At 68.3% G+C, this 25,198-nt stretch carries 24 protein-coding genes; 10 read left to right on the forward strand and 14 right to left on the reverse strand.

The genetic code is table 11. From position 1 onward, the window contains the following. Positions 1-95: 95 nt before the first annotated feature. Entirely contained in the window at positions 96-1,145 is a 1,050-nt protein-coding gene (locus NJD74_RS15235; RefSeq protein ID WP_319624511.1) for a DUF1176 domain-containing protein, read from the forward strand. A gap of 18 nt (positions 1,146-1,163) precedes the next feature. Here NJD74_RS15235 and recJ read toward each other — a convergent pair whose 3' ends face one another. The 10 genes from recJ to NJD74_RS15285 form a co-directional block, all read right to left on the reverse strand. Then, a complete protein-coding gene (gene recJ, locus NJD74_RS15240; protein ID WP_319624528.1) occupies positions 1,164-2,828 on the reverse strand; it encodes a single-stranded-DNA-specific exonuclease RecJ in 1,665 nt (554 codons plus the stop codon). Between the two features lie 231 nt (positions 2,829-3,059). Then, a complete protein-coding gene (locus NJD74_RS15245) occupies positions 3,060-3,980 on the reverse strand; it encodes a phosphoglycerate mutase (RefSeq protein ID WP_319624512.1) in 921 nt (306 codons plus the stop codon). A 5-nt stretch (positions 3,981-3,985) separates the two neighbouring features. Then, complete coding sequence (greA, locus tag NJD74_RS15250) at positions 3,986-4,450, reverse strand: transcription elongation factor GreA (RefSeq protein ID WP_319624529.1); 465 nt, start codon at positions 4,448-4,450, stop codon at positions 3,986-3,988. Positions 4,451-4,458: 8 nt separating this feature from the next. Continuing rightward, entirely contained in the window at positions 4,459-7,701 is a 3,243-nt protein-coding gene (gene carB / locus NJD74_RS15255; protein ID WP_319624513.1) for a carbamoyl-phosphate synthase large subunit, read from the reverse strand. 54 nt (positions 7,702-7,755) lie between these two features. Next, positions 7,756-8,310, reverse strand: a complete 555-nt coding sequence (locus NJD74_RS15260; protein ID WP_019182958.1) for a hypothetical protein — start codon at positions 8,308-8,310, stop codon at positions 7,756-7,758. Beyond that, complete coding sequence (gene carA, locus NJD74_RS15265; protein WP_019182959.1) at positions 8,310-9,440, reverse strand: glutamine-hydrolyzing carbamoyl-phosphate synthase small subunit; 1,131 nt, start codon at positions 9,438-9,440, stop codon at positions 8,310-8,312. Before carA ends, NJD74_RS15260 begins: the two co-directional genes overlap by 1 nt. A gap of 241 nt (positions 9,441-9,681) precedes the next feature. Further along, positions 9,682-10,422, reverse strand: a complete 741-nt coding sequence (gene dapB, locus NJD74_RS15270; RefSeq protein ID WP_083279902.1) for a 4-hydroxy-tetrahydrodipicolinate reductase — start codon at positions 10,420-10,422, stop codon at positions 9,682-9,684. A 66-nt stretch (positions 10,423-10,488) separates the two neighbouring features. Further along, entirely contained in the window at positions 10,489-10,743 is a 255-nt protein-coding gene (locus NJD74_RS15275; RefSeq protein ID WP_070427290.1) for a DUF6587 family protein, read from the reverse strand. Then, positions 10,743-12,602 carry a ferrous iron transporter B gene (locus NJD74_RS15280; RefSeq protein ID WP_070472889.1) on the reverse strand — a complete coding sequence of 620 codons (1,860 nt, stop codon included), beginning with the start codon at positions 12,600-12,602 and terminating at the stop codon, positions 10,743-10,745. The genes NJD74_RS15275 and NJD74_RS15280 overlap by 1 nt, the downstream gene beginning before the upstream one ends. Continuing rightward, positions 12,599-12,856, reverse strand: coding sequence for a FeoA family protein (locus NJD74_RS15285; RefSeq protein WP_019182966.1), 258 nt, complete (start codon positions 12,854-12,856; stop codon positions 12,599-12,601). Before NJD74_RS15285 ends, NJD74_RS15280 begins: the two co-directional genes overlap by 4 nt. A gap of 113 nt (positions 12,857-12,969) precedes the next feature. Here NJD74_RS15285 and NJD74_RS15290 point away from each other — a divergent pair, with 113 nt between their 5' ends. The 7 genes from NJD74_RS15290 (at position 12,970) to NJD74_RS15320 (ending at position 19,716) form a co-directional block, all read left to right on the forward strand. Continuing rightward, on the forward strand, positions 12,970-13,758 hold the full coding sequence (locus NJD74_RS15290) for an enoyl-CoA hydratase-related protein (protein WP_019182967.1): 789 nt from the start codon (positions 12,970-12,972) through the stop codon (positions 13,756-13,758). Between the two features lie 10 nt (positions 13,759-13,768). After that, the gene (locus tag NJD74_RS15295; RefSeq protein WP_319624514.1) at positions 13,769-14,155 is read left to right on the forward strand and encodes a VOC family protein; all 387 of its coding nucleotides are present in this window, start codon (positions 13,769-13,771) and stop codon (positions 14,153-14,155) included. 167 nt (positions 14,156-14,322) lie between these two features. After that, positions 14,323-15,216 (forward strand): hydroxymethylglutaryl-CoA lyase, encoded by an 894-nt coding sequence (locus NJD74_RS15300; RefSeq protein ID WP_070427287.1) that lies wholly within the window; start codon positions 14,323-14,325, stop codon positions 15,214-15,216. Further along, a complete protein-coding gene (locus tag NJD74_RS15305) occupies positions 15,213-17,801 on the forward strand; it encodes an EAL domain-containing protein (protein ID WP_319624515.1) in 2,589 nt (862 codons plus the stop codon). Before NJD74_RS15300 ends, NJD74_RS15305 begins: the two co-directional genes overlap by 4 nt. Positions 17,802-17,853: 52 nt before the next feature. Continuing rightward, positions 17,854-18,624, forward strand: a complete 771-nt coding sequence (locus NJD74_RS15310) for an SDR family NAD(P)-dependent oxidoreductase (protein WP_319624516.1) — start codon at positions 17,854-17,856, stop codon at positions 18,622-18,624. Positions 18,625-18,692: 68 nt separating this feature from the next. Then, a complete protein-coding gene (gene yeiP, locus NJD74_RS15315) occupies positions 18,693-19,259 on the forward strand; it encodes an elongation factor P-like protein YeiP (RefSeq protein WP_019182972.1) in 567 nt (188 codons plus the stop codon). Further along, positions 19,249-19,716 (forward strand): hypothetical protein, encoded by a 468-nt coding sequence (locus tag NJD74_RS15320; protein ID WP_070473205.1) that lies wholly within the window; start codon positions 19,249-19,251, stop codon positions 19,714-19,716. The genes yeiP and NJD74_RS15320 overlap by 11 nt, the downstream gene beginning before the upstream one ends. Before the next feature lie 46 nt (positions 19,717-19,762). Here the strand turns inward: NJD74_RS15320 and NJD74_RS15325 are convergent, their stop codons facing one another. Both NJD74_RS15325 and NJD74_RS15330 read right to left on the reverse strand, forming a co-directional pair. After that, positions 19,763-20,512 carry an MliC family protein gene (locus NJD74_RS15325; protein ID WP_319624517.1) on the reverse strand — a complete coding sequence of 250 codons (750 nt, stop codon included), beginning with the start codon at positions 20,510-20,512 and terminating at the stop codon, positions 19,763-19,765. 103 nt (positions 20,513-20,615) lie between these two features. Continuing rightward, positions 20,616-21,011 carry a nuclear transport factor 2 family protein gene (locus NJD74_RS15330; RefSeq protein WP_157266876.1) on the reverse strand — a complete coding sequence of 132 codons (396 nt, stop codon included), beginning with the start codon at positions 21,009-21,011 and terminating at the stop codon, positions 20,616-20,618. Between the two features lie 219 nt (positions 21,012-21,230). Between NJD74_RS15330 and NJD74_RS15335 the strand changes: the two genes are divergently transcribed. Together NJD74_RS15335 and NJD74_RS15340 are read left to right on the forward strand one after the other, a co-directional pair. After that, the gene (locus NJD74_RS15335) at positions 21,231-21,980 is read left to right on the forward strand and encodes a response regulator (RefSeq protein WP_102788426.1); all 750 of its coding nucleotides are present in this window, start codon (positions 21,231-21,233) and stop codon (positions 21,978-21,980) included. Further along, positions 21,980-23,047, forward strand: coding sequence for an ATP-binding protein (locus tag NJD74_RS15340; RefSeq protein WP_319624518.1), 1,068 nt, complete (start codon positions 21,980-21,982; stop codon positions 23,045-23,047). Before NJD74_RS15335 ends, NJD74_RS15340 begins: the two co-directional genes overlap by 1 nt. On the opposite strand, the gene NJD74_RS15345 is transcribed toward NJD74_RS15340, so the two are convergent. Both NJD74_RS15345 and NJD74_RS15350 read right to left on the reverse strand, forming a co-directional pair. Then, entirely contained in the window at positions 23,025-24,842 is a 1,818-nt protein-coding gene (locus NJD74_RS15345) for a DUF4105 domain-containing protein (protein ID WP_319624519.1), read from the reverse strand. The genes NJD74_RS15340 and NJD74_RS15345 overlap by 23 nt on opposite strands. Next, positions 24,842-25,138 carry a DUF2388 domain-containing protein gene (locus NJD74_RS15350; protein WP_046273482.1) on the reverse strand — a complete coding sequence of 99 codons (297 nt, stop codon included), beginning with the start codon at positions 25,136-25,138 and terminating at the stop codon, positions 24,842-24,844. Before NJD74_RS15350 ends, NJD74_RS15345 begins: the two co-directional genes overlap by 1 nt. Positions 25,139-25,198: the final 60 nt, after the last annotated feature.

Here is a 25,198-nt window from a genome sequence, read left to right on the forward strand (position 1 = left end):
GGTTGAGCGGTGGCAATCGCCTGTTCCGGTCATGGACGCCTCATCCGCGCTCGGCCAAGATCGCTCTCCACGGATTGATGGACCAAGGATGCCGCATGCGCCTGTTGTTGACCGCCCCGCTGTTGATGGGGCTCGCCCTGCCCGGTAACGCCGCCGCCCCCATCGAGGGCGTGACGTTCACCCACCACGACTGGACGCTGGCCTGCGACAACACCCGCACCTGCCGCGCCGCCGGTTATCAGGCCGATGACAATGGCGGCGACCCGGTCTCGATCCTGCTCACCCGCGCGGGCGGGCCGGATCAACCGGTCCACGCGGAACTGATGCTCGGCCAGTACGACGACAACACGGCCACCAAGCGGCTCAGCCTGAGTATCAATGGCACCTCGCTGGGCCCGATGCAGTTCGATGCCGCCGAGGGCACCGCCACCTTCTCCGCGAAGCAGCTCGCCGCCCTGCTCGCCTCGCTGACACGCAACAGCCGCATCGAATTGACGGGTGACGATGGTGCGCGCTGGACGGTCTCCGATGCAGGGGCTGCGGCCGTGCTGTTGAAGATGGATGCGTTCCAGGGCCGCCTGGGCACACCCGGTGCGCTGATGCGCAAGGGCACGCTGGCCGAGTCCTCGGTGCCGCCCGCACTGCCGGTGCCGGTCGTGCAGCTGGGCAAGCCGGTGGCCACCCGCCCGGCGGATACGGCGCTCGCCGCGTCGCCCGCGCTGCGCGCCGCGCTGGCCGCGGTGACGTCGGCCGACGACTGCGAAGCGTTGGGCGCCGGCGGCAGCCTGTCACCGGACGGCGAACCCGAAGCGCTGACCGTACAGCGGCTCAGTGCCGACAAGCTGCTGGTGTCGCTGAGTTGCTGGCGCGGGGCCTACAACACCGGCGACGGCTACTGGGTGATCAACGACCGCGCGCCGTACCAGCCGCGGCTGGTCACCACGGCAGCCGTGGGGGATGAGGTGCGCACCATCCAGGAGGCGCAGAAGGGCCGTGGCCTCGGCGACTGCTGGTCCACCACCACGTGGGGCTGGACCGGCTCGCAGTTCGTGAAGACGGCCGATTCCAGCACCGGGTTGTGCCGCCTGGTTGCCGCCGGTGGCGCCTGGGAAATGCCGACGCTGGTGACGCAGGTACGCAAGTAAGCCGCATCCGCGCCGCCGTTACGCGTCGGCGCAGTGTTCCACAATCAGCTGGATCGCGCCGCCGCCACGGTAGTCATCGCTGACCAGCCGGTAGGCGATATGCACCTGGTTGGCCGGCGCATTACCGGTCCAGCCGCTGAAGTGGATGGCGCTGATCGGCTCGGCACGGCCGGGCACGCGCAGGCTCAGCTTGAGGTGTTTCTCTTTGAGCACCTGCCAGCGGGCTACCTGGAAGTGACCATCGAACAACGGCTCCGGGAAACCCTGCCCCCACGGCCCGGCCAGGCGCAGCGCCTCGGCATGGGCGAAATCCAGTTCCTGCGGCAGCAGCTCGCCATCGGTCAGCAGCAGCTGCTGCAGCGAGAGCGGGTCCAGCGTACGTTCCACCACCTCCACGAAGGCCTGCTCGAAGGCGGCCAGCTGCGCGTGCGGCAGGCTCAGCCCGGCGGCCATCGCATGCCCACCGAACTTGTCGATCAGGCCCGGGTGCGCGGCGTTGACCAAGGCCAGCGCGTCACGGATATGGAAGCCAGGGATCGAGCGCGCCGAGCCACGCAGCGAATCGCCACCTGGCTCTGAAGGCGCAAACGCAATCACCGGCCGATGCAGGCGATCTTTCATCTTCGACGCCACCAGCCCCACCACCCCCGGATGCCACTCGGCATCGAACAGGCAGGCCGCAACCGGGCGCACGCCCTCGGCACTGAGCACCGCACGGGACACGGCCAGCTCGGCGTCGTCGGTCATCAACTGCTGCACCGCACGGCGCTCGGTGTTGATCGACTCCAGCGTCGTGGCGATCTCACGCGCATGGGCGCGGTCTTCGGTGAGCAGCAGTTCGATGCCCAGCGCCATGTCTTCCAGCCGGCCGGCCGCATTCAAACGTGGGCCCAGCGCGAAACCGATGTCGCTGCCGGTCAGCCGCGAGGCATCGCGCCCGCTGGCTTCGATCAGCGCCTGCAGCCCGACGCAGCCCTTGCCGCTGCGCAGCCGGCGCAGGCCAGCCGAGACCAGGGCGCGGTTGTTGTCATCCAGCGCCACCAGATCGGCGACGGTACCGACCGCGACCAGGTCGAGCAGGGTCAGCAGGTCCGGCTCCGGGGCCGTGGCGTACGCGCCCTGCTCGCGCAGGTGGCGGCGCAGCGCCATCAACACGTAGAAGATCACCCCGACGCCGGCCAGTGCCTTGCTGGGGAACGCATCGCCGCTGATGTTGGGGTCGACGATGGCATCGGCCGGCGGCAGGTGCTCGCCCGGCAGATGATGATCGGTGACCAGTACTTTCCAGCCCAGCGCCTTGGCGGCGTTGACGCCGGCGTGGCAGGCGATGCCATGGTCGACCGTGACCAGCAGCCCGGGATTGAGCGGGGCCAGTTCGGCCACCAGCGACGGCGACAGCCCATAGCCGTGCAGCATGCGGTTGGGCACGGCATGCACCACATCGCGCGCGCCGAGCATGCGCAGGCCGCGCACGCCAACTGCACAGGCCGTGGCGCCGTCGCAGTCGAAATCACCGACGATCAGGATGCGTTCGTTGTTGGCGATCGCATCGGCCAGCAGTGTCACCGCGGCCTGCATGCTGCCGAGCAGGTCAGGCGCAAGCAGCTGGGCCAGTTTCGGCTGGGCCTGTGCGGCATCCGTGACGCCGCGGGCGGCATACAGGCGCTGCAGCAACGGCAACATGGACGAGGGCCACTCGCTGGCGGCGGCGGCAGGACGGCGCTGGATACGGGGTGCTTCAGACTGGGTCAAAACGGGCTCGATCGATGACGTGCGCGACCATGATACTGCCCGGGGAACGCATCCACGCATGGCGTGGATCTACCCCGGAATACCGGCAGTAAAACGGTAGATCCACGCCATGCGTGGATGGCGCGCCGGAGACGGCCACTGTCCCGCGGTTCTTCGACGGACTCAGAGCTCGTGCAGTTGCACCGGCTTCTTCCAGAACCGCCAGCGCTGGGCCTTGTCGATCTCCACGCGGGTGCCGTCCTCGAAATCCAGCACCAGCCGCTTCAACTCCCCGCGTGCGATCGCCGCCAGCAACGGGCGGATCGCATCGTTGCCCAGCTGTTCCAGCGAACGCAGCTGGCGCAGGTCCACCAGGGCATCCACGGTCTGCTCGCCATCGGCCTGCAGACCCGCGGCCTTGGCCAGCGCCTGCAGCAGCGCATCGCGGCTGCGGACCTGGGCATGCGCGGTGGTCACACGTTCGGGCAGCTCACCGCCACCCCAGAACCACAGCGAATTGATCGCGCGCTTGCCCTCGCTCACGCGCTGCTGGTTCCACGCATGCTGGTGCAGCACCACCTGCGCTTCGGTCAGCAGGGCGCGCCAGCGGCGGCCGGCATCGCCTTCGGGCAGATGGGTGAATAGATCATCGCCGAGCACTTCATCCGGCTCGGCAAAGGCTGGCAGGGCCGTGCCCGGCGGAAGACGCAGGTACCAGCGCGACGGCACCGGGGCATCCAGCGCGAAACCGAACCCGGCAAACAACGGCTGCAACGCCGGCAGCAGGTGCATGACATCGGCCAGATCGGGACGCAGGGTATCCCCGTGCCCCATCAGGCGGGCGCCATGCATGTCCGGCACCACGTTGGCCGGATCGGCCCGCAACCACACCGCCCCGTCGGCATCGCCGACATCCAGCTGGCGGGTCAGGGCGGCGGCAGACCACGCGTCCGGCTGCGTCTGGAAATGCCGACGCAGCTGGGCCCGTTCGCCTGCCTCGGCGCTGCGGCGCTGCGCACGCCCCAGCGCCTTGGCGACGTCATCGGGCAACGGCGCCGCCGGAAACCGGCTGCGCGCCGGCAGCAACAACGTCGCCGTGGCCATCGCCGTCAGTCCAGGTACTGGACGCTGACGATTTCGTACTCGCGCTGGCCGGCCGGTGCGTCGATGGTGACCACATCGCCTTCCAGCTTGCCGATCAAGGCACGGGCCAGCGGCGAGGAGATCGCGATCAGGCCCAGCTTGATGTCCGCTTCCAGGTCACCCACGATCTGGTAGCGCTTTTCTTCATCGCTTTCCACGTCCGACAGCTCGACGGTGGCGCCGAACACCACCTTGCTGCCGGCGTTGAGCTTGGTGATGTCGATGATCTCGGCATGCGACAGCTCGCCTTCCAGCTGCTTGATGCGGCCTTCGATGAAGCCCTGCTCCTCGCGCGCGGCGTGATACTCGGCGTTCTCCTTGAGATCGCCGTGCTCGCGTGCCTCGGCGATCGCCGCGATGACCTTCGGGCGCTTGACCGACTTCAGGTGGTCAAGCTCTTCGCGCAGACGCTGCGCGCCCTTCAGGGTGATCGGTGCTCTCATGCGTTCAACTCCTTGTGCAGTTCCTGCAGCGACCAGACGGGGCCGGTGCCACGGAATTCCAGTGATTGCACCAGCGCCATGGCGCCGGCGATGGTGGTCGAATAGGTGACGCGATGCTGCAGCGCTTCGCGACGGATCGAGAAGGAGTCATTGATCGCCGCGCGACCTTCGGTCGTGTTGACGATGTAGACGATCTCGCCGTTCTTGATCGAATCGACGATGTGCGGACGGCCTTCGACCACCTTGTTGACGATCTCGCAGGCCATGCCGTGCTGCTGCAGCCACGCGCCGGTGCCACGGGTGGCCACCAGGGTGTAGCCGCGCTCGAGCAGGGCCTTGGCGACCGGCAGCACGCGCTTCTTGTCCGGGTCACGGACCGACACGAAGGCCTTGCCCAGGGGCGGTGCCTTGATGCCACCGGCTTCCTGCGCACGCGCGAAGGCGGCGCTGAAGCTGCGGCCCACGCCCATCACCTCACCGGTGGAGCGCATCTCCGGCCCGAGGATCGGATCGACCCCCTGGAACTTGGCGAACGGGAAGATCGCTTCCTTGACCGAGTAGTAGCCCGGCACGATTTCCTTGGTCGCGCCCTGCTCGGCCAGCGTCTTGCCGGCCATGCAGCGCGCGGCGATCTTGGCCAGCGGCATGCCGGTGGCCTTGGAGACGAACGGCACGGTGCGCGAGGCACGCGGGTTCACTTCCAGCAGGTAGACGATGTCTTCGCCGTTCTCTCCAGCCTGGATCGCGAACTGGGTGTTCATCAGGCCGACCACGTTCAGGGCCTTGGCCAGCTCCACCACCTGGCGACGCAGCTCGGCCTGGGTCTCGGCCGACAGCGAGTACGGCGGCAGCGAGCAGGACGAATCGCCCGAATGCACGCCGGCTTCTTCGATGTGCTCCATCACGCCGCCGATCAGCACGTTGCCGTCCTTGTCGGCAATGATGTCCACGTCCACTTCCACCGCGTTGTCCAGGAAGCGGTCCAGCAGCACCGGCGAATCGTTGGACACCTTCACCGCGTCGCGCACGTAGCGGGCCAGATCGGATTCGCCGTAGACGATTTCCATCGCGCGGCCGCCCAACACGTAGCTCGGGCGCACCACCAGCGGGTAGCCGATCTCGCGCGCCAGCAGCAGGGCTTCCTGGTCGTTGCGGGCGATGCGGTTCGGCGGCTGCTTCAGGCCGAGCTTCTCGACCAGCTGCTGGAAACGCTCGCGGTCTTCGGCCAGATCGATGGAGTCCGGCGAGGTGCCGATCACCGGCACGCCGTTGGCTTCCAGCGCGCGCGCCAGCTTCAGCGGGGTCTGGCCGCCGTACTGCACGATCACGCCCTTGGGCTGTTCCAGCTCGACGATCTCCAGCACGTCTTCCAGCGTCAGCGGCTCGAAGTACAGACGGTCGGAGGTGTCGTAATCGGTGGAGACGGTTTCCGGGTTGCAGTTGACCATGATGGTTTCAAAGCCATCATCGCGCAGCGCCAGCGCGGCGTGCACGCAGCAGTAATCGAACTCGATGCCCTGGCCGATGCGGTTCGGACCGCCGCCCAGGATCATGATCTTGTCGCGGTTGCTCGGGGCCGCTTCGCACTCGTCCTCATAGGTCGAGTACAGGTAGGCGGTGCTGGTGGCGAACTCGGCGGCGCAGGAATCCACGCGCTTGTACACCGGGCGCACCTTGTGGGCACGACGCAGCGCGCGCACGGCCGCTTCGTTGGTGCCGGTCAGTTCGGCCAGGCGGGCATCGGAGAAACCGGCGCGCTTGAGCTTGCGCAGGCGTGCGGCATCCAGTGCATCGATGCCGTCGGCGGCCACCTCGGCTTCGGCCTGGATGATCTCTTCGATCTGGTCCAGGAACCACGGGTCGATGTGCGACAGCGCGAAGACCTCTTCCACGCTGAAGCCGGCGCGGAACGCATCACCTACGAAGAACAGGCGCTCCGGGCCCGGGGCCTTGAGTTCGCGCTTGAGGGTGGTGATGTCGTCTTCGTTGGCCAGGTCCAGGCCGGTCGGGTCCAGCCCGATCTTGCCGGTTTCCAGGCCACGCAGGGCCTTCTGCAGCGACTCCTGGAAGGTGCGGCCCATCGCCATCACCTCGCCCACCGACTTCATCTGGGTGGTCAGGCGTGCGTCGGCGGCCGGGAACTTCTCGAAGGCGAAGCGCGGGATCTTGGTGACGACATAGTCGATCGACGGCTCGAACGAGGCCGGGGTCAGGCCACCGGTGATCTCGTTCTTCAATTCGTCCAGGGTGTAACCCACGGCCAGCTTGGCCGCGACCTTGGCGATCGGGAAGCCGGTGGCCTTGGAGGCCAGCGCCGAGGAGCGCGACACGCGCGGGTTCATTTCGATCACCACCACGCGGCCGGTGGTCGGGCTGATGCCGAACTGCACGTTCGAGCCGCCGGTGTCCACACCGATCTTGCGCAGCACGGCGATGGAGGCATCGCGCAGGCGCTGGTATTCCTTGTCGGTCAGGGTCTGGGCCGGGGCCACGGTGATCGAGTCACCGGTGTGCACGCCCATCGGGTCCAGGTTTTCGATCGAGCAGACGATGATGCAGTTGTCGGCGGTGTCGCGCACCACCTCCATCTCGAATTCCTTCCAGCCCAGCACCGACTCTTCCACCAGCACTTCGGTGGTCGGCGACAGCTCCAGGCCGCGGGTCACGATATCGACCAGCTCTTCGCGGTTGTAGGCGATGCCGCCACCGCTGCCGCCCAGGGTGAAGCTGGGGCGGATGATGGTCGGGTAGCCGACGCGGGTCTGGATCTCGATTGCTTCTTCCAGCGTGTGCGCCACCGCGGCGGACGGACACTCCAGGCCGATCTCACCCATCGCCACGCGGAACAGCTCGCGGTCTTCGGCCATGCGGATGGCGTCGCGCTTGGCGCCGATCAGCTCGACGTTGTACTTCTCCAGCACGCCGTTGTCGGCCAGGTCCAGCGCGCAGTTCAGCGCGGTCTGGCCACCCATGGTCGGCAGCAGCGCATCGGGCTTTTCCTTGGCGATGATCTTCTCGACCGTCTGCCAGTTGATCGGCTCGATGTAGACGGCGTCGGCCATCTCCGGGTCGGTCATGATCGTGGCCGGATTGCTGTTGACCAGCACCACGCGGTAACCCTCGTCGCGCAGTGCCTTGCAGGCCTGCGCGCCAGAGTAGTCGAACTCACAGGCCTGGCCGATGACGATCGGGCCAGCACCGATGATGAGGATGGTTTTAAGGTCAGTGCGCTTGGGCATTGTCTTCTCTAAGTCTGGACAGCGAGGCAGATGGGGGTGATCGCACGCTGTCGATCAGGAAATATCGTCGGGGTTCAGCGCGATCCGGCACTGGTCCTGCAGTCCTTTGGCCAGCTGCACGCCGATGTCGTCGGGCAGCTCCGATTCGATGTCGAGCGTGGCGATGAAGCGGGTGTAGGCCGGGCTGGCCAGGAACGCAGCCACTTCGGCGCGCTCGGCTTCACTCAGATCCACGTTGGACTTTTCGGCGATCGTCGATGGATTCGCAGCGGCGAAGGCCGAGGAGAGGCTCTTGCCCCCGGGGGTGCCCAGGAAGCGCGACCACTCCGCGATCACCTCGTCGCCGTCGTTGCCGAGGCCGGAGATCACCGAACGACGGAACTGTGCGTCGAGCAGACTCTTGATCGGCGCATGCGCGCACTGGCGATCGGTCTCGGGCAGCGCATTGAGCGCGGGCACGTTGTCGACCATCAGCTTGGCCATGTCCGTGCCCAGCGTGCCCAGGCCCAGCGACTGGACCACCGCCCGCACCTCCGCATCCGTGGCCGGTGCGGCCTGGGCCACACCGGTGAAGCACAACAGCGACAGCAGCAGCACGGGGCTGCGCATCACGCCTTTGCCTCGGCCATCAGGGTCACGAAGCGGTCGAACAGCGGACCGACGTCATGCGGGCCCGGCGAGGCTTCCGGATGGCCCTGGAACGAGAACGCCGGCACGTCGGTGCGGGCGATGCCCTGGTTGGTGCCGTCGAACAGCGAGCGGTGGGTCACGCGCAGGGTGGCCGGCAGCGAGGCTTCATCCACCGCGAAGCCATGGTTCTGCGAGGTGATCATCACGCGGCCACCGTCCAGGTCCTGGACCGGGTGGTTGGCGCCGTGATGGCCGTGGCCCATCTTGACCGTCTTCGCACCGGAGGCCAGCGCCAGCAGCTGATGACCCAGGCAGATGCCGAAGGTCGGCACCTTCTTCTCGAGGAAGGTCTTGATGGCGGCGATCGCGTAATCGCACGGTTCCGGGTCGCCCGGGCCGTTGGAGAGGAACACGCCGTCCGGGTTCATCGCCAGCACTTCGGCGGCCGGGGTCTGCGCCGGCACCACGGTCAGCTCGCAGCCGCGTTCGGCCAGCATGCGCAGGATGTTGAGCTTGGCGCCGAAGTCATAGGCCACCACCTTGAAACGCGGTGCGGCGTTGACGAAGGCGTTGCTGTCCAGATCCAGCTGGCCCTCGGTCCAGGTGTAGCGCTTGTCGGTGCTGACCACTTTGGCCAGATCCATGCCCTTCAGGCCGGGGAACGTGCGGGCCGCTTCCAGCGCCGTTTCCACGCTCAGCCCTTCGCCGGCCATCAGCGCACCGTTCTGGGCGCCGCGCTCGCGCAGGATGCGCGTCAGCTTGCGGGTATCGATCCCGGAAATGGCGACTACGCCGCGCTGGATCAGCCAATCCTGCAGCGACACCTGGCTGCGCCAGTTGCTCGGGCGGCGCGGCACATCGCGCACGATCAGGCCGGCCGACCACACCTTGGCCGCTTCGTCGTCCTGGTCGGTCATGCCGGTATTGCCGATATGCGGGTAGGTCAGCGTGACCATCTGCCGGGCGTAGGAAGGATCGGTCAACACTTCCTGATAGCCGGTCATGGCGGTGTTGAACACCACCTCACCAACGGACAGGCCGGGCGCGCCTACGGATTCGCCCTCGAATACGGTGCCGTCTTCGAGGACGAGGATTGCGGCTTGGGTCACGGAAATCTCACTTTGGCTACCGAGGGGTCGCCGAAGTCACGCCTGCGCTTCACGAAAAAGCGGCTGCAAAAAAGCGCGGACTGCGGTTCTGGACCGGTCCGGCTGTCGTGATTCGGCGAGCGGGAATTGTAAAGGGAAGCCGGGTTCGACGCCAGTATCCGCGTGCAATTGCCCTATTCAGCCCGACAGAGGGCATGGCGCCGGTTCAAGCGCCTGCCCCAGCGGGCCGCGCGGGCCCCATTCAGACGGCGGGCGGCGGGCTGGCGCCATCCAGCAGGTCGCGGACCCGATAGCTGCCCGGGGCGCGGCCCGGCAGCTGGGCCGCGGCAAACAGCGCGCCACGGGCGAAGATGTCGCGGTTGGTGGCGCGGTGGGTCAGCTCGATGCGCTCGCCCAGCCCGGTGAACTGCACCAGGTGCTCGCCCACGATGTCCCCGGCACGCAGGCTGGCGTAGTGCGGGTGCGCCCCGCCCTTCTCCGCCGCGGCGCCCAGGGTCAGGGCGGTACCGGAAGGCGCATCCTTCTTCTGGGTGTGGTGGGATTCGACGATATCGCAGTCCCAGCCGGCCAGCGCCGCTGCGGCCCGCTCCACCAGTTCATCCAGCACCGCCACGCCCAGGCTGAAGTTCGAGGCCCAGACCAGTGGAATCCGGCCCGCCGCCTGGATCAGTGCCTGGCGCTGCGTCTCGCTGATGCCGGTGGTGCCGGACACGAAGCCCGCACCGCGCTCCACGCACAGCGCCAGCACCGGATCAAAGCCCTCGGGCAGGCTGAAATCGATGGCGACATCGAACTGGGGCGCGCCGGCCAGCTCGCTGCTGGCGAAATGCGGCACGCCGTCCACCACACGCTGGGCAGGCGAGCGGCGGGTGACCGCGGCCACGACCTGCAGGGCGGGATTGTCGGCGGCAAGACGGAGCAGCGCCTGGCCCATGCGGCCGGAGGCACCGTGGATGAGCAAACGTAGGGGAGTGGTAGTCATGCACGCAGGCTAGCGGGTGGTGGTGAGGCTGCACAAGAGGTTTTGGCGCAGCCCTGGCCTGGCGGCTCAGTGCTGCTTCGGGGGCGTCGGCCCACAACTGTCGCAGCCGCCACACGCACCACCGCCACCCGTGGCAGGTGGTGCGATCTTCCGGCCCAGCGCCTGCAGCCAGGCGGCGCGCTGCGGCTTCACCAGCCCCAGCGCGATCGCCCCGCGCGCCTTGCGCACGGTGCCGGGGAACTGCTTCTTCATCACCACCCACGCGCTGACCAGCACGGCCAGCGCGATCACGGCGTACTGCAGCAGCAGGCCGGTCTCCATCAGCCGCCACCCAAGGCCACGGTCACCTGGTAGGTGATCAGCGAGGCGATGTACGCGGCCGCGAACAGGTAGAAGGTGGCAAAGCCCATCTGCTTCCACGAGTTGGTTTCGCGCTTGATCGTGGCCAGCGTCGAAATGCACATCGGCGCGTAGATGTACCAGACCAGCAGCGACAGCGCGGTGGCCAGCGACCAGCCATCGCTGATCAGCGGGGTCAGCGCCTGGCTGGCGGCATCGTCATCGGCGGCCGACAGTGCGTAGACCGTGGCCAGCGAGGCAACCGCGACTTCACGCGCGGCCAGGCCCGGAATCAGCGCGATGCAGATCTGCCAGTTGAAGCCCAGCGGCGCGAAGAACACCGCCATGGCGTGGCCGATCTGACCGGCGAAGCTGTAGTCGATCGCCGGCATGGTCGCGTTCTCCGGCGCGCCCGGGAAGGACAGCAGGAACCACAGCAGGATGGTCAGCGCCAGGATGATGCCGCCCACGCGCTTGAGGAAGATCATGCCGCGCTCGTACAGGCCCACCGCCAGATCACGCGGGTGCGGGATGCGGTAGGACGGCAGTTCCAGCATCAACGGATGCTCGCTCTTGTCGCGGCGCCACTTCTTCATGGTCCAGGACATCAGCAGCGCGCTGAGAATGCCGGCCGCATACAACCCGAACAGCACCAGGCCCTGCTGGTTGAACACGCCCCAGATCTGCTTCTGCGGGATGAAGGCGCCGATCAGCAGCGCATACACCGGCAGGCGCGCCGAACAGGTCATCAGCGGCGCGACCAGGATCGTGGCCAGCCGGTCGCGCGGGTCCTGGATGCTGCGGGTGGACATGATGCCCGGCACCGCGCAGGCGAAGCTGGACAGCAACGGGATGAACGAACGGCCGGACAGGCCGGCCGCGGCCATCATGCGATCCAGCAGGAAAGCCGCGCGCGGCAGGTAACCGGATTCTTCCAACGCCAGGATGAAGGCGAACAGGATCAGGATCTGCGGCAGGAACACGATCACGCCCCCCACGCCGGCAATGATGCCGTCGGTAAGCAGGCTGTTGAGCGGGCCCTCGGGGAGCGCGCCGCCGATCCAGCCCCCCAGCGCGGCCGTGCCGGCCTCGATCAGGTCCATCACCGGCGTGGCCCAGGCATACACCGCCTGGAAGATCAGGAACATCACCACCGCCAGGGTCAGCAGCCCGAACACCGGGTGCAGCAGCCAGCGGTCAAGCGCGTCGTCGATCTTCGCCGTCCGCGTCGGCATGCTGACCGAGGCGGCGAGGATGTCACGCACCTGGGCGTGGTAGTCGGCCTGCGCCGCGGGCACCGCCACCGGGGCCTGCAGGTGCGGCACCATCGCATCCAGGCGCTCCACCAGCCTGGCCGCGCCGTTGCGGCGCACCGCCACGGTCTCGACCACCGGCACGCCCAGCGCCTGTTCCAGCGCCTGGACGTCGATCTTGATGCCACGCCGCTCGGCCGCATCGACCATGTTCAGCGCCACGATCATCGGCTTGCCCAGCTCGCGCAGTTCCAGCGCGAAGCGCAGGTGCAGGCGCAGGTTGGTGGCATCGATCACGCACAGCAGCACGTCCGGGGGGGCCTCGCCCGGGTAGAAGCCCCGGCACAGGTCCCGGGTGATCGCCTCGTCCAGGCTGGCCGGCTGCAGGCTGTAGGCGCCCGGCAGATCGAGGACGGCGAATTCGCGGCCGGACGGCGCGCGCAGGCGGCCTTCCTTGCGCTCCACGGTTACGCCGGTGTAATTGGCTACTTTCTGGCGGCTGCCGGTCAGCTGGTTGAACAGCGCGGTCTTGCCGCTGTTCGGATTACCGACCAGGGCGATGCGCAGGGCGTTGGCGGCAGCGCTCATGCGCGGGCCTCCTGGCCCTGCAGCGCGGTGACCACGATGCGGGCGGCCTCACTGCGGCGCAGGGCGAAGCGCGTGAACCCGACCTGCACCAGCAGCGGCTCGGCGCCGACCGGACCACGGGCTACCAGACGGACCTCTTCCCCTTTGACGAAGCCAAGCTCCTTCAGGCGGCGGGCGATCGCATCGTTTGCGTGTAGTTCCTGCACGGACTCCACCAGGGCGGAGCTGTACAGCGCCAGATCGGACAACGTCACGGAGCGCCTTCTCGATGATAGGAATGGTTATCAATTCTACCATCGCCGCGCCGCGTCATTGCCCGTGACCAACGGCCCGCTATGATCTGTACATGTATGGAGTAAACCCGCCCATGAGTGACGCATTACGGATTGAACGCAGCGCCTCGGTGCTGACCCTGTGGCTGAACCGCCCGACCCTGCACAATGCCTTCGACGCCTCGTTGATCGCCCAGCTGACCGCCGCACTGGAGGCCGCCGGACGCGACGACCATGTCCGCGCGGTGGTGCTGGCCGGGGAAGGCGCCTCCTTCTCGGCAGGTGCGGACATGCAGTGGATGCGTGGCATGGCCGCCGCCAGCGAGGAGGACAACCGCCAGGATTCGCTTGCCCTGGCCCGCCTGATGCGGACCCTGGACGAGCTGCCCAAGCCGACCATCGCCCGCGTGCAGGGTGCCGCCTTCGGTGGCGGGGTCGGCCTGGTGGCCTGCTGCGATATCGCCATCGCCAGCACCAGCGCCCGCTTCGGCCTGACCGAAAGCCGCCTGGGCCTGCTGCCGGCGGTGATCTCGCCCTATGTCATTGACGCGATCGGCCCGCGCCAGGCCCGCCGCTGGTTTGCCACCGGCGAGCATTTCGACGCCGAAACCGCCCTGCGCATCGGCTTGGTGCACCAGCTGATCGAGCCGGAACGGATCGACGAGGCCGTCCAGCGCCAGCTCGGCCTGCTCGACAAGGCCGGCCCGGTAGCCTCGGCCTCGGCCAAGGACCTGGTCCGGCGCGTGGCGCTGGGCCGCGACCGGGACGCCACCGACCGCGACAACGCGGCGCTGATCGCCCGCCTGCGGGTCTCGGCCGAAGGCCAGGAAGGCCTCGGGGCCTTCCTCGACAAGCGTTCCCCGCATTGGGTCACCCAGGACTGAGGACAGCGTCATGCTCGACCATATAGGCATCCGCTGCGCCGACTTCGGGCGCAGCCTGGCGTTCTTCCAGCAGGCCCTGGGGCCGCTGGGCATCACCGTGCTGATGCAGGTCTCGGCCGCCCAGACCGGCGAGCATGACCACGCCGGCTTCGGGAGTAGCGGCAAACCGGACTTCTGGATCAGCAACGCCCCCGGCGCCCACGGCGGCGTGCACCTGGCCTTCAGCGCGACCCGGCGGGCCGACGTGGACGCCTTCCACCGTGCGGCACTGGCGGCCGGTGGCACCGACAATGGCGGCCCGGGCATCCGCGAGCATTACCACCCCGATTATTACGGGGCGTTCGTGCTCGATCCGGACGGCAACAACATCGAAGCGGTCTGCCACCACCCCGGCTGACCGCGTACGCCGGCGGGATGGCCGCTTTGTCGCCCATCCCGCGTATCCCCTTTTCGTGGCCCGCCGGGGAACGTGGGCCGCCATTCGCCTGACAGGAATCTCCGTGACCTCTACCCCACCCCGCCCCCTGCTGGTCGTCCGTCGCTCCGTTCGCGGAGGGCCGGCACATGGATGACTTCGTCCGCATCGTCGAGGTCGGCCCGCGCGACGGGCTGCAGAACGAAGCCCAGCCGGTGGCCACCGCCGACAAGATCGAACTGATCCGCCAGCTCTCGCTGACCGGGCTGCGCACCATCGAGGCGACCAGTTTCGTCAGCCCGCGCTGGGTCCCGCAACTGGCCGACGCCGCCGAGGTGTACACCGGCATCGAGCGCCGCCCGGGCATCGATTACCCGGTGCTGGTCCCCAACGAACAGGGCTATGACCGTGCACGCGCGGTGGGCGTGCAGGAAGTGGCGGTGTTCACGGCCGCCTCGGAAACCTTCAACCGCACCAACACCAATGCCGGCATCGACGAATCGCTGGCCCGTTTCGCACCGATCCTGGAGCGGGCCAAGGCCGACGGGGTCAAGGTGCGTGGCTACGTCTCCACCGTGCTCGGTTGCCCCTACCAGGGCGAGGTCGCGGTGAGCGAGGTGGTGCGCGTCGCGCGCGCGCTGTACGAGATGGGCTGTTACGAAATCTCGCTCGGCGACACCATCGGCGTCGGCACGCCGCGCAAGGCCCGCGCGATGCTCAAGGCGGTCGCCGGCGAACTGCCGATGGCCGCGCTGGCGGTGCACTTCCATGACACCTATGGCCAGGCCCTGGCCAACATCGATGCCTGCCTGGAAGAAGGCGTGCGCGTGGTCGATTCGGCGGTCTCCGGAGCGGGCGGCTGCCCGTATGCCAAGGGCGCCAGCGGCAACGTCGCCAGCGAAGACGTGGTCTACATGCTGCATGGCATCGGCATGCGCACCGGCATCGATCTGCCGGCGCTGGCCGCCACCGGGCGCTGGCTGGCCGCACGGCTGGGGCGCGAGACCGGCAGCAAGACCGGCAGGGCGCTGGCGGCGACATGAAAAGCGGCGGCCCGCGCAAGGACGCTGCGGTAGGTGATCATCTCACCGCCCACGTCCACGCGCTGGCCGCCCTGCAACGCGCCCTGGCACAGTCACCGGGCGATCTGCGCGGCCTGCTGGAGGAAGTGCAGCAGGCCCTGCAGGAAGCCATGGACGAGCGCCAGCTGGCGCTGCGTCGCTATGCCGCGCTGTTCGATGCGGTCCCGGACCCGGTCAGCATCCTCAGCGAACGCGGCGTGGTGCTGGACCTCAACAAGGCTGGCGTGCGCGCCTATGGCCGTCCCCGCGAGGAAATCGTCGGACAACCGATCGAGCTGCTGAACCCGGACCTGCCGGGCGACCACCTCGATCCGGTCTGGGAGGCGCTGCACCGGGGCGAGACCTATGTCATCGAGGTCACCAACATGCGCGGCGATGGCAGCCGCTTCCCGGTGGAGGTGCATTCGGCCGGCTTCGAGCACCAGGGCGAGCACTGCATCGTGGCGGTGGCGCGCGACCTGAGCAGCCGCTGGCAGGCCGAATCGCGCTACCGGCTGCTGATGGAATCCATCGACAAGGGCGTGATCCTGTTCGATCGCCAGTTGCGGGTGGTCTCGGCCAACCCGGCCGCGCATCGCATTCTCGGCACCGCCGGCACTGGCGGCAGCCTGCAGGCAATGCTTGCCCCGGAAGACTGGATCAGCGTGGACGAGCACGGCCACCCGCTCACCCGCGAGCAATGGCCGGCCAGCGTCTCGCTGCACAGTGGGCGCATCGTGCGCAGCACCATCGTCGGCCTGTACCACCGCCCGCGCGGCCGGATGATCTGGATCTCCACCACCAACGTGCCGGTGTACGGCAACGGGCGCGATGCGCCGGACCATGTGTTCGGCCTGTTCAGCGACATCACCGAACTCAAACGCAACAACACGCTGTTCGACCGCGCGCAGTCGCTGGCGCACATCGGCGGCTGGGAGTGGGACCGCGGCCTGCAGCGGCTGTACCTGACCGACGAGGCGACCCGCATCCTCGGCCAGGAGCTGCCGATGCGCGACATGGCCGAACTGCTGGAATGCCTGCGCGTGGACGACCGCGCGCAGCTGCAGCAGGCGCTGCTGGAGGTGGTCGACCGCCAGGTCTCGTTCGAACTGGAGCTGCAGGGCCAGCGCAGCGATGGGCATTCGTTCTGGGTGCGGATGATCGGCGAGGCCGAGGCCGGGGATGTCGATGCCGCGCGCATCGCCGGCACCGTGCAGGACATCACCGCGCGCAAGCAGGCCGAGGAGACGCTGCGGATCCAGGCGCGCACCGATCCGCTCACCGGGATCATGAATCGCGATGCGGTGCTCAACGACCTGGCCATGCGCATGGCCAACCCGACCCACTGCCGGGTCGCGGTGCTGTACATCGACCTGGACCGGTTCAAGACCGTCAACGACCTGCTGGGCCACAACGCCGGTGACGAACTGCTGATCGACGCCACCCGCCGCATCGCCACCGCGATCGGCACCGAAGGCCTGCTGGCCCGGTTCGGCGGCGATGAGTTCCTGGTGATCTGCGATACCCGCGACCAGGCCGATCAACCCGAGCGGCTGGCCGATGCGATCACCCGTGCGTTCAGCACCCCGTTCCGCTTCGGTGCCGACGAATTCCCGGTGACCACCAGCATCGGCATCGCGCGTGCGCCTCAGGATGGGCTGCGCCCGCAACAGCTGATCCAGAACGCGGACATCGCCATGTACGACTGCAAGCGGCGCACCCGCAACGGCTGGCAGGTGTTCTCGCCCGAGCTGGCCCAGCGCCAGCATGACCGCCTGCAGATCGAGAGCCGGCTGCACCGGGCGCTGGACGACGACGAGTTCCATCTGGTCTACCAGCCGCAGGTCAACCTGCACAGCGGCCAGCTGATCGCCGCCGAAGCGCTGATCCGCTGGCGCAATACCCAGCTCGGCGAGCTGCGCCCGGACATTTTCATCGGCCATGCCGAGAGCACCGGTGACATCGTCCGGATCGGCCTGTGGGTGCTGCGCGAAGCCTGCCGACAGGTGCGCCAGTGGCAGGACGACGGGCTGGGCATCGTGCGGGTGGCGGTCAATGTGTCCTACCGGCAGTTCGTTGGCGAGGATCTGGCCCGGAACGTGCGCGCCGTACTGGACGAATTCCACCTGCCCGGCAGCGCACTGGAGCTGGAGTTCACCGAGCGGGTCTTGATCGAAGATGCCCCGGACACCCTGCGCACCTTCGCGCAGCTTCGCGAGATGGGCGTGCTGCTGACCATCGACGACTTCGGCGAGGGCTACAGCGCGCTGAACTATCTGCGCCGGCTGCCGATCCATGGCCTCAAGCTGAGCCAGCTGTTCGTCGAGGGGGTGCCGGCCAACCGCTCGGATGTGGCGGTGTGCGAGGCGGTCTGCGGGATCGCCCGCAGCCTCGGGCTGGGCCTGGTGGCCGAAGGCATCGAATCGGAGGCCCAGCGCCAGTTCCTGACCTCTTTGGGGGTCTCGGTCGGCCAAGGCTTCCTGTTCGCGCCCGGGCTGGCGCCGGACGAGTTCGCGCGGCGCCTGGCGCTGCGAGCCCGGGTCGCGGTGGGCAGTGCACAACGGTGATGGCGGCCGCTTCCGCTAGAATCAGCGGTTCTTGAACCAGCGGGATCGTGCAATGCAGCTGTCTTCTGTCCGCGCCGTCATCACCGGCGGTGTCTCCGGCCTTGGTCTGTCCGTGGCCCAGCACCTGGTCGCCCACGGCGCCAAGGTGGCCCTGTTCGATCTCAATGACGACAAGGGTGCGGCCGCCGTGGCCGCGCTTGGCGAAGCCAACGCGCGCTACTACAGCACCAATGTCAGCGACGAGGCCGCCGTGGCCACGCAGATCGATGCCGCCTGCGACTTCCTGGGCGGGCTGAACACCGCGATCAACTGCGCCGGCATCCTGGGCGCCGGGCGCGTGCTGGGCAAGGAGGCGCCGATGCCGCTGGCCAACTTCCAGGGCACAGTGATGGTCAACCTGGTCGGCAGCTTCAACGTCGCCAAGGCGGCCGCCAACCGCATGCAGCACAACACCCCGGGCGACGATGGCGAGCGCGGCGTGATCATCAACACCGCCAGCGTTGCCGCCTATGAAGGCCAGATCGGCCAGGCCGCCTATGCCGCCGCCAAGGGCGGCGTGGTCAGCATGACCCTGCCGATGGCACGCGAGCTGTCGCGCTTCGGCATCCGCGTGATGACCATCGCCCCGGGCATTTTCTGGACGCCGATGGTCGATGGCATGCCACCGGCGGTGCAGGAATCGCTGGCCGCCTCCATCCCGTTCCCGCCGCGCCTGGGCAAGCCGGAAGACTTTGCCGGGCTGGTTGCCTACATCCTGGGCAACACCTATCTGAACGGCGAGACCATCCGCCTTGACGGCGCCGTGCGTCTGGCGCCGAAGTAAGCGAGCACGCAACCCGCAGGGTGCCCGGTTCCGGCACCCGCCACCTCCACGAACCGACCTTCATTCCCATGAAAGCCAGCGACATCAAGAAAGGCAACGTCGTCGAATTCAACAACGGCGTCTACCAGATCCGCGACATCGAACGCAGCTCCCCACAGGGCCGCGGCGGCAATGTCCGCTTCCGTTTCATCATGTACAGCGTGCCGGGCGGCAACAAGCTCGATTCCAGCTTCGACGCCGACGACAACCTGCCGGAAGTCGAACTGCTGCGCCGCCAGGCGACCTACTCGTACATGGACGGCGATGCCTTCGTCTTCCTGGATGACGAGGACTACACCCCGTACATGGTCGATGCCGATGTGCTCGGCGATGACGCCGGCTACATCACCGACGGCCTGACCGGCATCTACGTGCAGGTGATCGACGAGACCCCGGTGGGCGTGCAGCTGCCGACCAGCGTGGTGCTGGAAGTGGTCGAGACCCCGCCGGAACTCAAGGGTGGCACGGCCACCAAGCGCCCGAAGCCGGCCAAGCTCAACACCGGCATCGAAATCATGGTGCCGGAGTACATCGCCAACGGCGAACGCGTGCTGGTCAACACCACCACCGGTGAATTCGCCGGCCGTGCCGACTAAGCGCGCCGCACCGACCGTCCTGCTCCTGCTGCTCGCGGCGTGTTCGCCGCGGGCAGTGGAGAGCGAGACGCTGGCGCCCGTGCCTTCGGCGACGGGCACAGCGCCGGCGGGTAACACCGCTGATGCGCGCTGCGAAGTGCCTGCAGAGATCTTCGTGGCCGAGGACATCCGCATGTACTGCGCGATGCCGGGCGACGTGCAGGCGTTTCTGACGCGCGAAAGCGCCTGCCAGCACTTCGCTGGCGAAGAAGCCTATGACGAGGACCGCGCCCGCGAACTGGCGTATGCGATCCACGAAACCTGCGACGACCGGGCTGCGCTGTTCAATCAGCTGCTGCAGCGCCACGCCGACAACTGCCTGGTGCACACCGAGCTGATGCTGCTGGGCACGCGTAACGAGCTCGCGCTGGATGCGGACAGCCGGGCGCAACCCAACCCCTGCCCACGCGGCTTGTGACCCTGCACCGGACGCGCAGGTGCGCAATCCGGTGCGTTCCCTTCGATCAGGGCTTGGCAGCCAACGACGGCGCACCGGCGAAATCGCCGCAGCCGTGGTACTGGCGCGCGCCGACGGTAAGCATGGCCGTGGCGCCGAAGGCCTGGCCACTCATGTTGTCCTGGCACACGGTGCGCTGGAAGGTGAGCTTCACCGGGGTGCCGTCAGCAGCGGTACCGGACCAGCCATCACGGCCCTGGGTGGGGCTGGCGATCTCGAGCTTGCGCTCGCCGTAATCCATCTCGATGTGCAGCGCCGGGGTGGCCCCCGCGCCGACCTGGGCCAGCCAGCCGGGCTCATTGCCGGTCGCGCGGAACCCGGCGGCTGCATCGGCGCCGGCTTCAGTATCGGCCTTGGCGGCCGCATTGGCCGGCGGCGCTTCGCCGCCCTGCTCGCCGGTACCGGTGCAGGTGCGATCGGGCTCGCCCTTGAGGATCAGGATCCCGTCAGTGGTGCCCTTGGTCCAGAATTCGTTGCCCTGCCCATCGCCATACTTCGCGCCCGACGCCGCCTGCTGCGAGGACATCGCGAAGGTGCGGTCATCGACCACCACCGTGGCCGAATCCTGGCCGCGATACGTGGCATGCACTTCCAGCTCGCCACAGCGGAACGCGTAACTGCGCTCATCGGTGGTGGAGGCATCCATCGGTGGGGGCGCTTCGCTGCCATCGGCGGCAGGACGGCTCTCGGTGGCCGGTTGGCAGGCGGCGAGTGCGCCGGTAATGGCCAGGCTCAACAGCCAGGGAGATGCGCGCATGAGGAACTCCTTGCGATAACGTCGACAACACTTGATCGTACCTGCCGCGCCGTGAGAGCGGGTGAAGCGAGGCTGACCCCGGCCGCAGGCCTGAACACGCGGTTCAGTGCGCACGCGGCGCGGCCGGCAGCACGCACAGCGAAAGCAGATGCACGCCGGGTGCGCCCGTGCAGCGCGCCCAGACCCGCAGCAGCCGCATCGCATGCAGCTGCCGACCGTGCTCGCCGTCGAGATGGAGGCGCATCTCGCCGGTGACCAGCACCATGGCGCCGCAGGCGAGCTGCTCGGTCTGCTGCCGCTCGATGGCAACGATGCGGATGCGCCGCGCATTCCAGCCCGCCAGCAACGCCGAGGCATCCTGCCGCTGGCCATCGTGGTCGGTCAGGAACAGCGCTGGCGAGAGCAGTGCGTTCACCTGCTGCGGCTGCCATTGGATCAGCGCGTCCCACAGCCGCGCCTCGGCCGCCTCCACGTGCGCCGGTTGCAGTATCGCGCTCATGGGCGCACCGGACATCGTCGTCGCGGCCCACTGGCGTGCACGCCCAGCGTCTGGATTGCCGCCACCAGGGCGGCATGCGTCTTCCTGCTCTTCATCTGCACAGCTGCCGGAACACCGGCCGAAATCACGATGGCGGCAGTCTGCGCGGCCTCGGTGGGGTTTCGATGGAGGAAGTGTGGAGATACGATGGAGCCCAAGCACCTTCCGGCTTTGCCCTGCATGCCCGCCTCCGATCTACCCGGCGCCCCGACCGCGCGCTGGGATCATTCGCTCAATGCCCTGGTCCTGATCGTCGAGGACGAACCCGAGATCGCCGACATCGTCGCGGCCTACCTGGCCCGCGAAGGCCTGCGCACACTGCGCGCGCAGGATGGCCACACTGCCCTTTCCCTGCACCGCAGCGCACGCCCGGACCTGGTCCTGCTCGACGTGCAGATGCCGGGCATGGATGGCTGGACCGTGCTCAACACCCTGCGCCAGCGCGGCGACACGCCGGTGATCATGTTGACCGCGCTGGACCAGGACCTGGACAAGCTCACCGCGCTGCGGATGGGCGCGGACGATTACGTGGTCAAGCCGTTCAACCCGGCCGAGGTGGCCGCGCGGGTGCGCGCGGTCCTGCGGCGCACCTTGAACGCCGCGCGCCAGAGTGCGCCGGAGATCCTGCGCGTGGGCAGCCTGGTGATCGATCCGGAGCACCACACGGTGCATGTCGAAGGCGACGGCTACAGCCACGAGCTGCTGCTGACCCTGACCGAATTCAAGCTACTGCACTGCATGGCGCTGGCACCGATGCGCATTTTCAGCCGCAGCGAACTCATGCATGAGTGCCTACCGGAAAGCGAAGCGCTGGAGCGCACCGTGGACAGCCACGTCAGCAAGCTGCGCCGCAAGCTTGACGATGTCGGCCTGGCGAACGTGCCGGCCAGCGTGCGCGGCGTCGGGTACCGGCTGGCGGCGGACCACTGATGCGCCGCTCGGGCCTGAGCCGGCACATCGTGGTGTCGATGTCGATGATGGTGCTGGCGGTCATCGTGATGGTGATCCTCAGCTCCTACCTGCTCTACGCGGTCCTGGTGGCGTTTTACCCCGGCGGCGTGGACGAACCGGTCAGCTGGGTGCCCAGTGGCCCGGAACTGGTCTGGATGGTGGGCGTGACCCTGATCGGGTTGACGCTGGCGGTCGCCGCGTCCGTGCGCCTTTCCCAGCGCATCTTGACCCCGCTCAACGCGGTGGTGGACAGCATCGGACGGCTGGCCGATGGCGACCTGGGCGCACGCGCGGCAGTGAGTTACCGCTCGCTGGGCGAAGTGGCGCTGCTGGTGGACGACTTCAACGCCATGGCGCGCCGGCTGCAGAACATCGAGGCCGACCGGGTGATGTGGCACGCGGCGATCGCGCATGAACTGCGCACGCCGGTCACCATCCTGCGCGGCCGCCTGCAGGGCCTGGCCGAAGGGGTATTCGCCCCGGACGAAGGCCAGTTCCGCAGCCTGCTGGCGCAGGTAGAGGGGCTGTCGCGGCTGATCGAAGACCTGCGTGTGCTCAGCCTGGCCGACAGCGCCCGCCTGGACGTGCGCCGCGCCCGCAACGATGTGGTGCAGGAAGTGCACACGGTGATGACCCTGGTGGATCCGGGTTTCCGCAGCAGCGGCTTCGTGCTGGAACTGGAGACCTCACGCGAGGAGCATCCCGCACATTGCGACCCGACCCGCGTGCGGCAGGCATTGATGGCACTGCTGGAGAATGCACGCCGCTATGCGACGCCGGGCCGGGTGCGCATCGCGGTGCACGACACCGCTACCCATGTGCAGATCGCCATCGATGACGAAGGCCCCGGCATCGATGCGGCGCTGCGCGAGCAGATCTTCGATCCCTTCCTGCGCGGCGATGGTTCGCGCTCGCGTCAGCGCGGCGGCAGTGGGCTGGGCTTGGCGGTGGTCAAGGCGATCGCCGATGCGCATGGCGGCCAGGTCGCCTGCAGCGCCAGCACCCTGGGCGGCGCACGTTTCGTCATCGAGCTGCCGCGGCAGTAGCAGCGTCCTGGAGGGCCAGCTCGCGCATCCGCGTGCCGAGCCGGGCCAGATTGCGGTCGATCGTGGCCAGTTCGCGTTGCTGTGCGGCCGGCAGGCGCTGCTTCAACTGCGCCTGCAGCGCCTTCCAGGCCGGGACGCCCTGGGCGCTCAGCTGCGCCGCCGCCTCCGCAGCCTGCACGCGCTCCCCGGCCAATGGCAGCCCGTAGCCGCCACGGCTCACCAAGGCGGCCGGACTGACCAGCTGCCCGGTGTCCTCGAGCAGCGCGCGCAGCGTGTCGCGCGCCGCGGCATCGCCAGGGCGCGGATGGCCGAGCAGCCGTTTCAGGGCATCGCGCGCGCGCAGCTCCTCACGGTGCAGCGCCGCCTGCTCCAGCAGCAGCAAGGCGGAGGTGGCGCGCAGGTCGCCCTGCTCCACCCAGCGTGACCGGGCGCTGGCAGGCTGCCGCAACCAGTCGCCTACCGTTGTCGTGCCCAGCGGCAGCTGCCACCGGGCGACATCGAACAGCTGCTGGTAATGGTCTGCGGCCGAGGCGAAGTAGTAACCCTGGCGCGTCGCCTGCGCGCGATCGGCCAGCACGCTGGCATCAGCCACGCCCTGGCGCTCCAGCCGGGTCAGCAATCCGCGCGGGGTGATCCGGTTCAACCCGGGCGACGCGAGGCGTGGCACGCCTTCCTGCAGCAGCTTGCCGGTCTCCACCGCGCAGTTGTTGCTGACGAACAGATACCGACCGTCATAGCTCCAGTGCACCTGCGCGACACGCTCGAGCAGGCCGGCGATGTCCTGGTCATCCAGCGCCAGCGGCACCGAAGACAGGCCGCGCAGCTCGAGCTGGGTGTACTCGTTGATGACCTGGTTGAGCGGCAGCACGAACAAGCGCGAGGGATAGGAACCGGTCAGCCCGCGCCAGCTGGATATCTGCACATCGCCAACGAAGGCGCGGTAGGACAGCACGCGGTGATGGGACAGGTCCATCCGGCACGCCGGCCCGCGCGGCCGGCCCGGTGCGCAGATCACCAGCCGCAGCATGCTGTGGCCCCAGCGGCTCATCAGCTGCTCGTTGCCTTCGGCGAGCAGGTAGTCGATGGCGTAGATCCGGGCCGGGTCCAGTTCCAGCAGGCTCGCCGCGCCTGCGTCTTCCTCGGCCTGCATCAACGGCAGGCGGCTGTCGCAGGCCACGGTGTGCTCGATCGGCCCGAGGTGCTCGGTGAACCACGCGGCCACCGCCGGCCGACGGCAGGCGTAATCGGGATCGAGCAGCAGGTGCTCGGCATTCACCGCCAGGAATTCCGCGGGGCGTGCGCGCTCATAGTCGTCGGGGCTGCGCCCGCTGAAGGCGTTGGCGGTACGGCCAAGTTTCCACGGTCGCCGCTGCCACCCGGCCAGATCGCGCAGCCGCGCATCGCGCGACCAACCGCCCTGCGACGAACGGTCCAGTACGTGGGTCAGTTCATGGATCAGCGCGGCCTCGAGCGCGCGCGGCAGCGGTTGATCGTCTTTCACGGTGTCGAGCAAGGCGCGCTGTAGGGTGATCGCCCCGTTGCGGGCGCGGCCATGCACGTGCGCGGGGAGCGTGTCCGACCAGCGCACCTGCACCGGGTGCTGGAACCGTGCCTGCCACTGCGGCGGCAAGCGGCCGCGCACCTGCTGCAGGGTACGCTCGGCCGCGACGATCTGCGCCGGATCCAGTCCCTGCGGCTGCAGCTCCAACGTGAGTGCCGCGTGCGCCCACGGCGCGGCAAGCCATGCGACCAGGACCGCCCAGCGCCAGCGGCGGACCTGACCGGAAGGGCGCATCAACGGGCCAGCAGCGTCCTGGCCAATGCCATGTCACTGGCCTGCTGCTGCGCGACACTCTGCTCGCGCAGGTGCAGCAGCGCCGCTTCCAGGCGTGCACCGCGGATGGCGCCATCGCTGGCCACGAAGGCAGCCGCGTCGTCGCGGGCGTCGATCACGATCTTGTCGTCGCCGGAGCTGGACGAACCGGCCGACGACGCGCCGGAGGCGGAACCGGCGGAGCTGCCGGCAAAACTGGAGGCCATCGCCGACAACGGCAGGGCGAGCACGGCAAGGAGCAGGATCGGACGCATCATCGGGGTGTCGTTCGCGGTGGAAAACACAGAGCGTATAGGCTGCGTGAAATCCTGTCTCGC

The sequence above is a fragment of the Stenotrophomonas sp. RG-453 genome, from assembly GCF_033843685.1.
Lineage (GTDB): Bacteria > Pseudomonadota > Gammaproteobacteria > Xanthomonadales > Xanthomonadaceae > Stenotrophomonas > Stenotrophomonas bentonitica_A.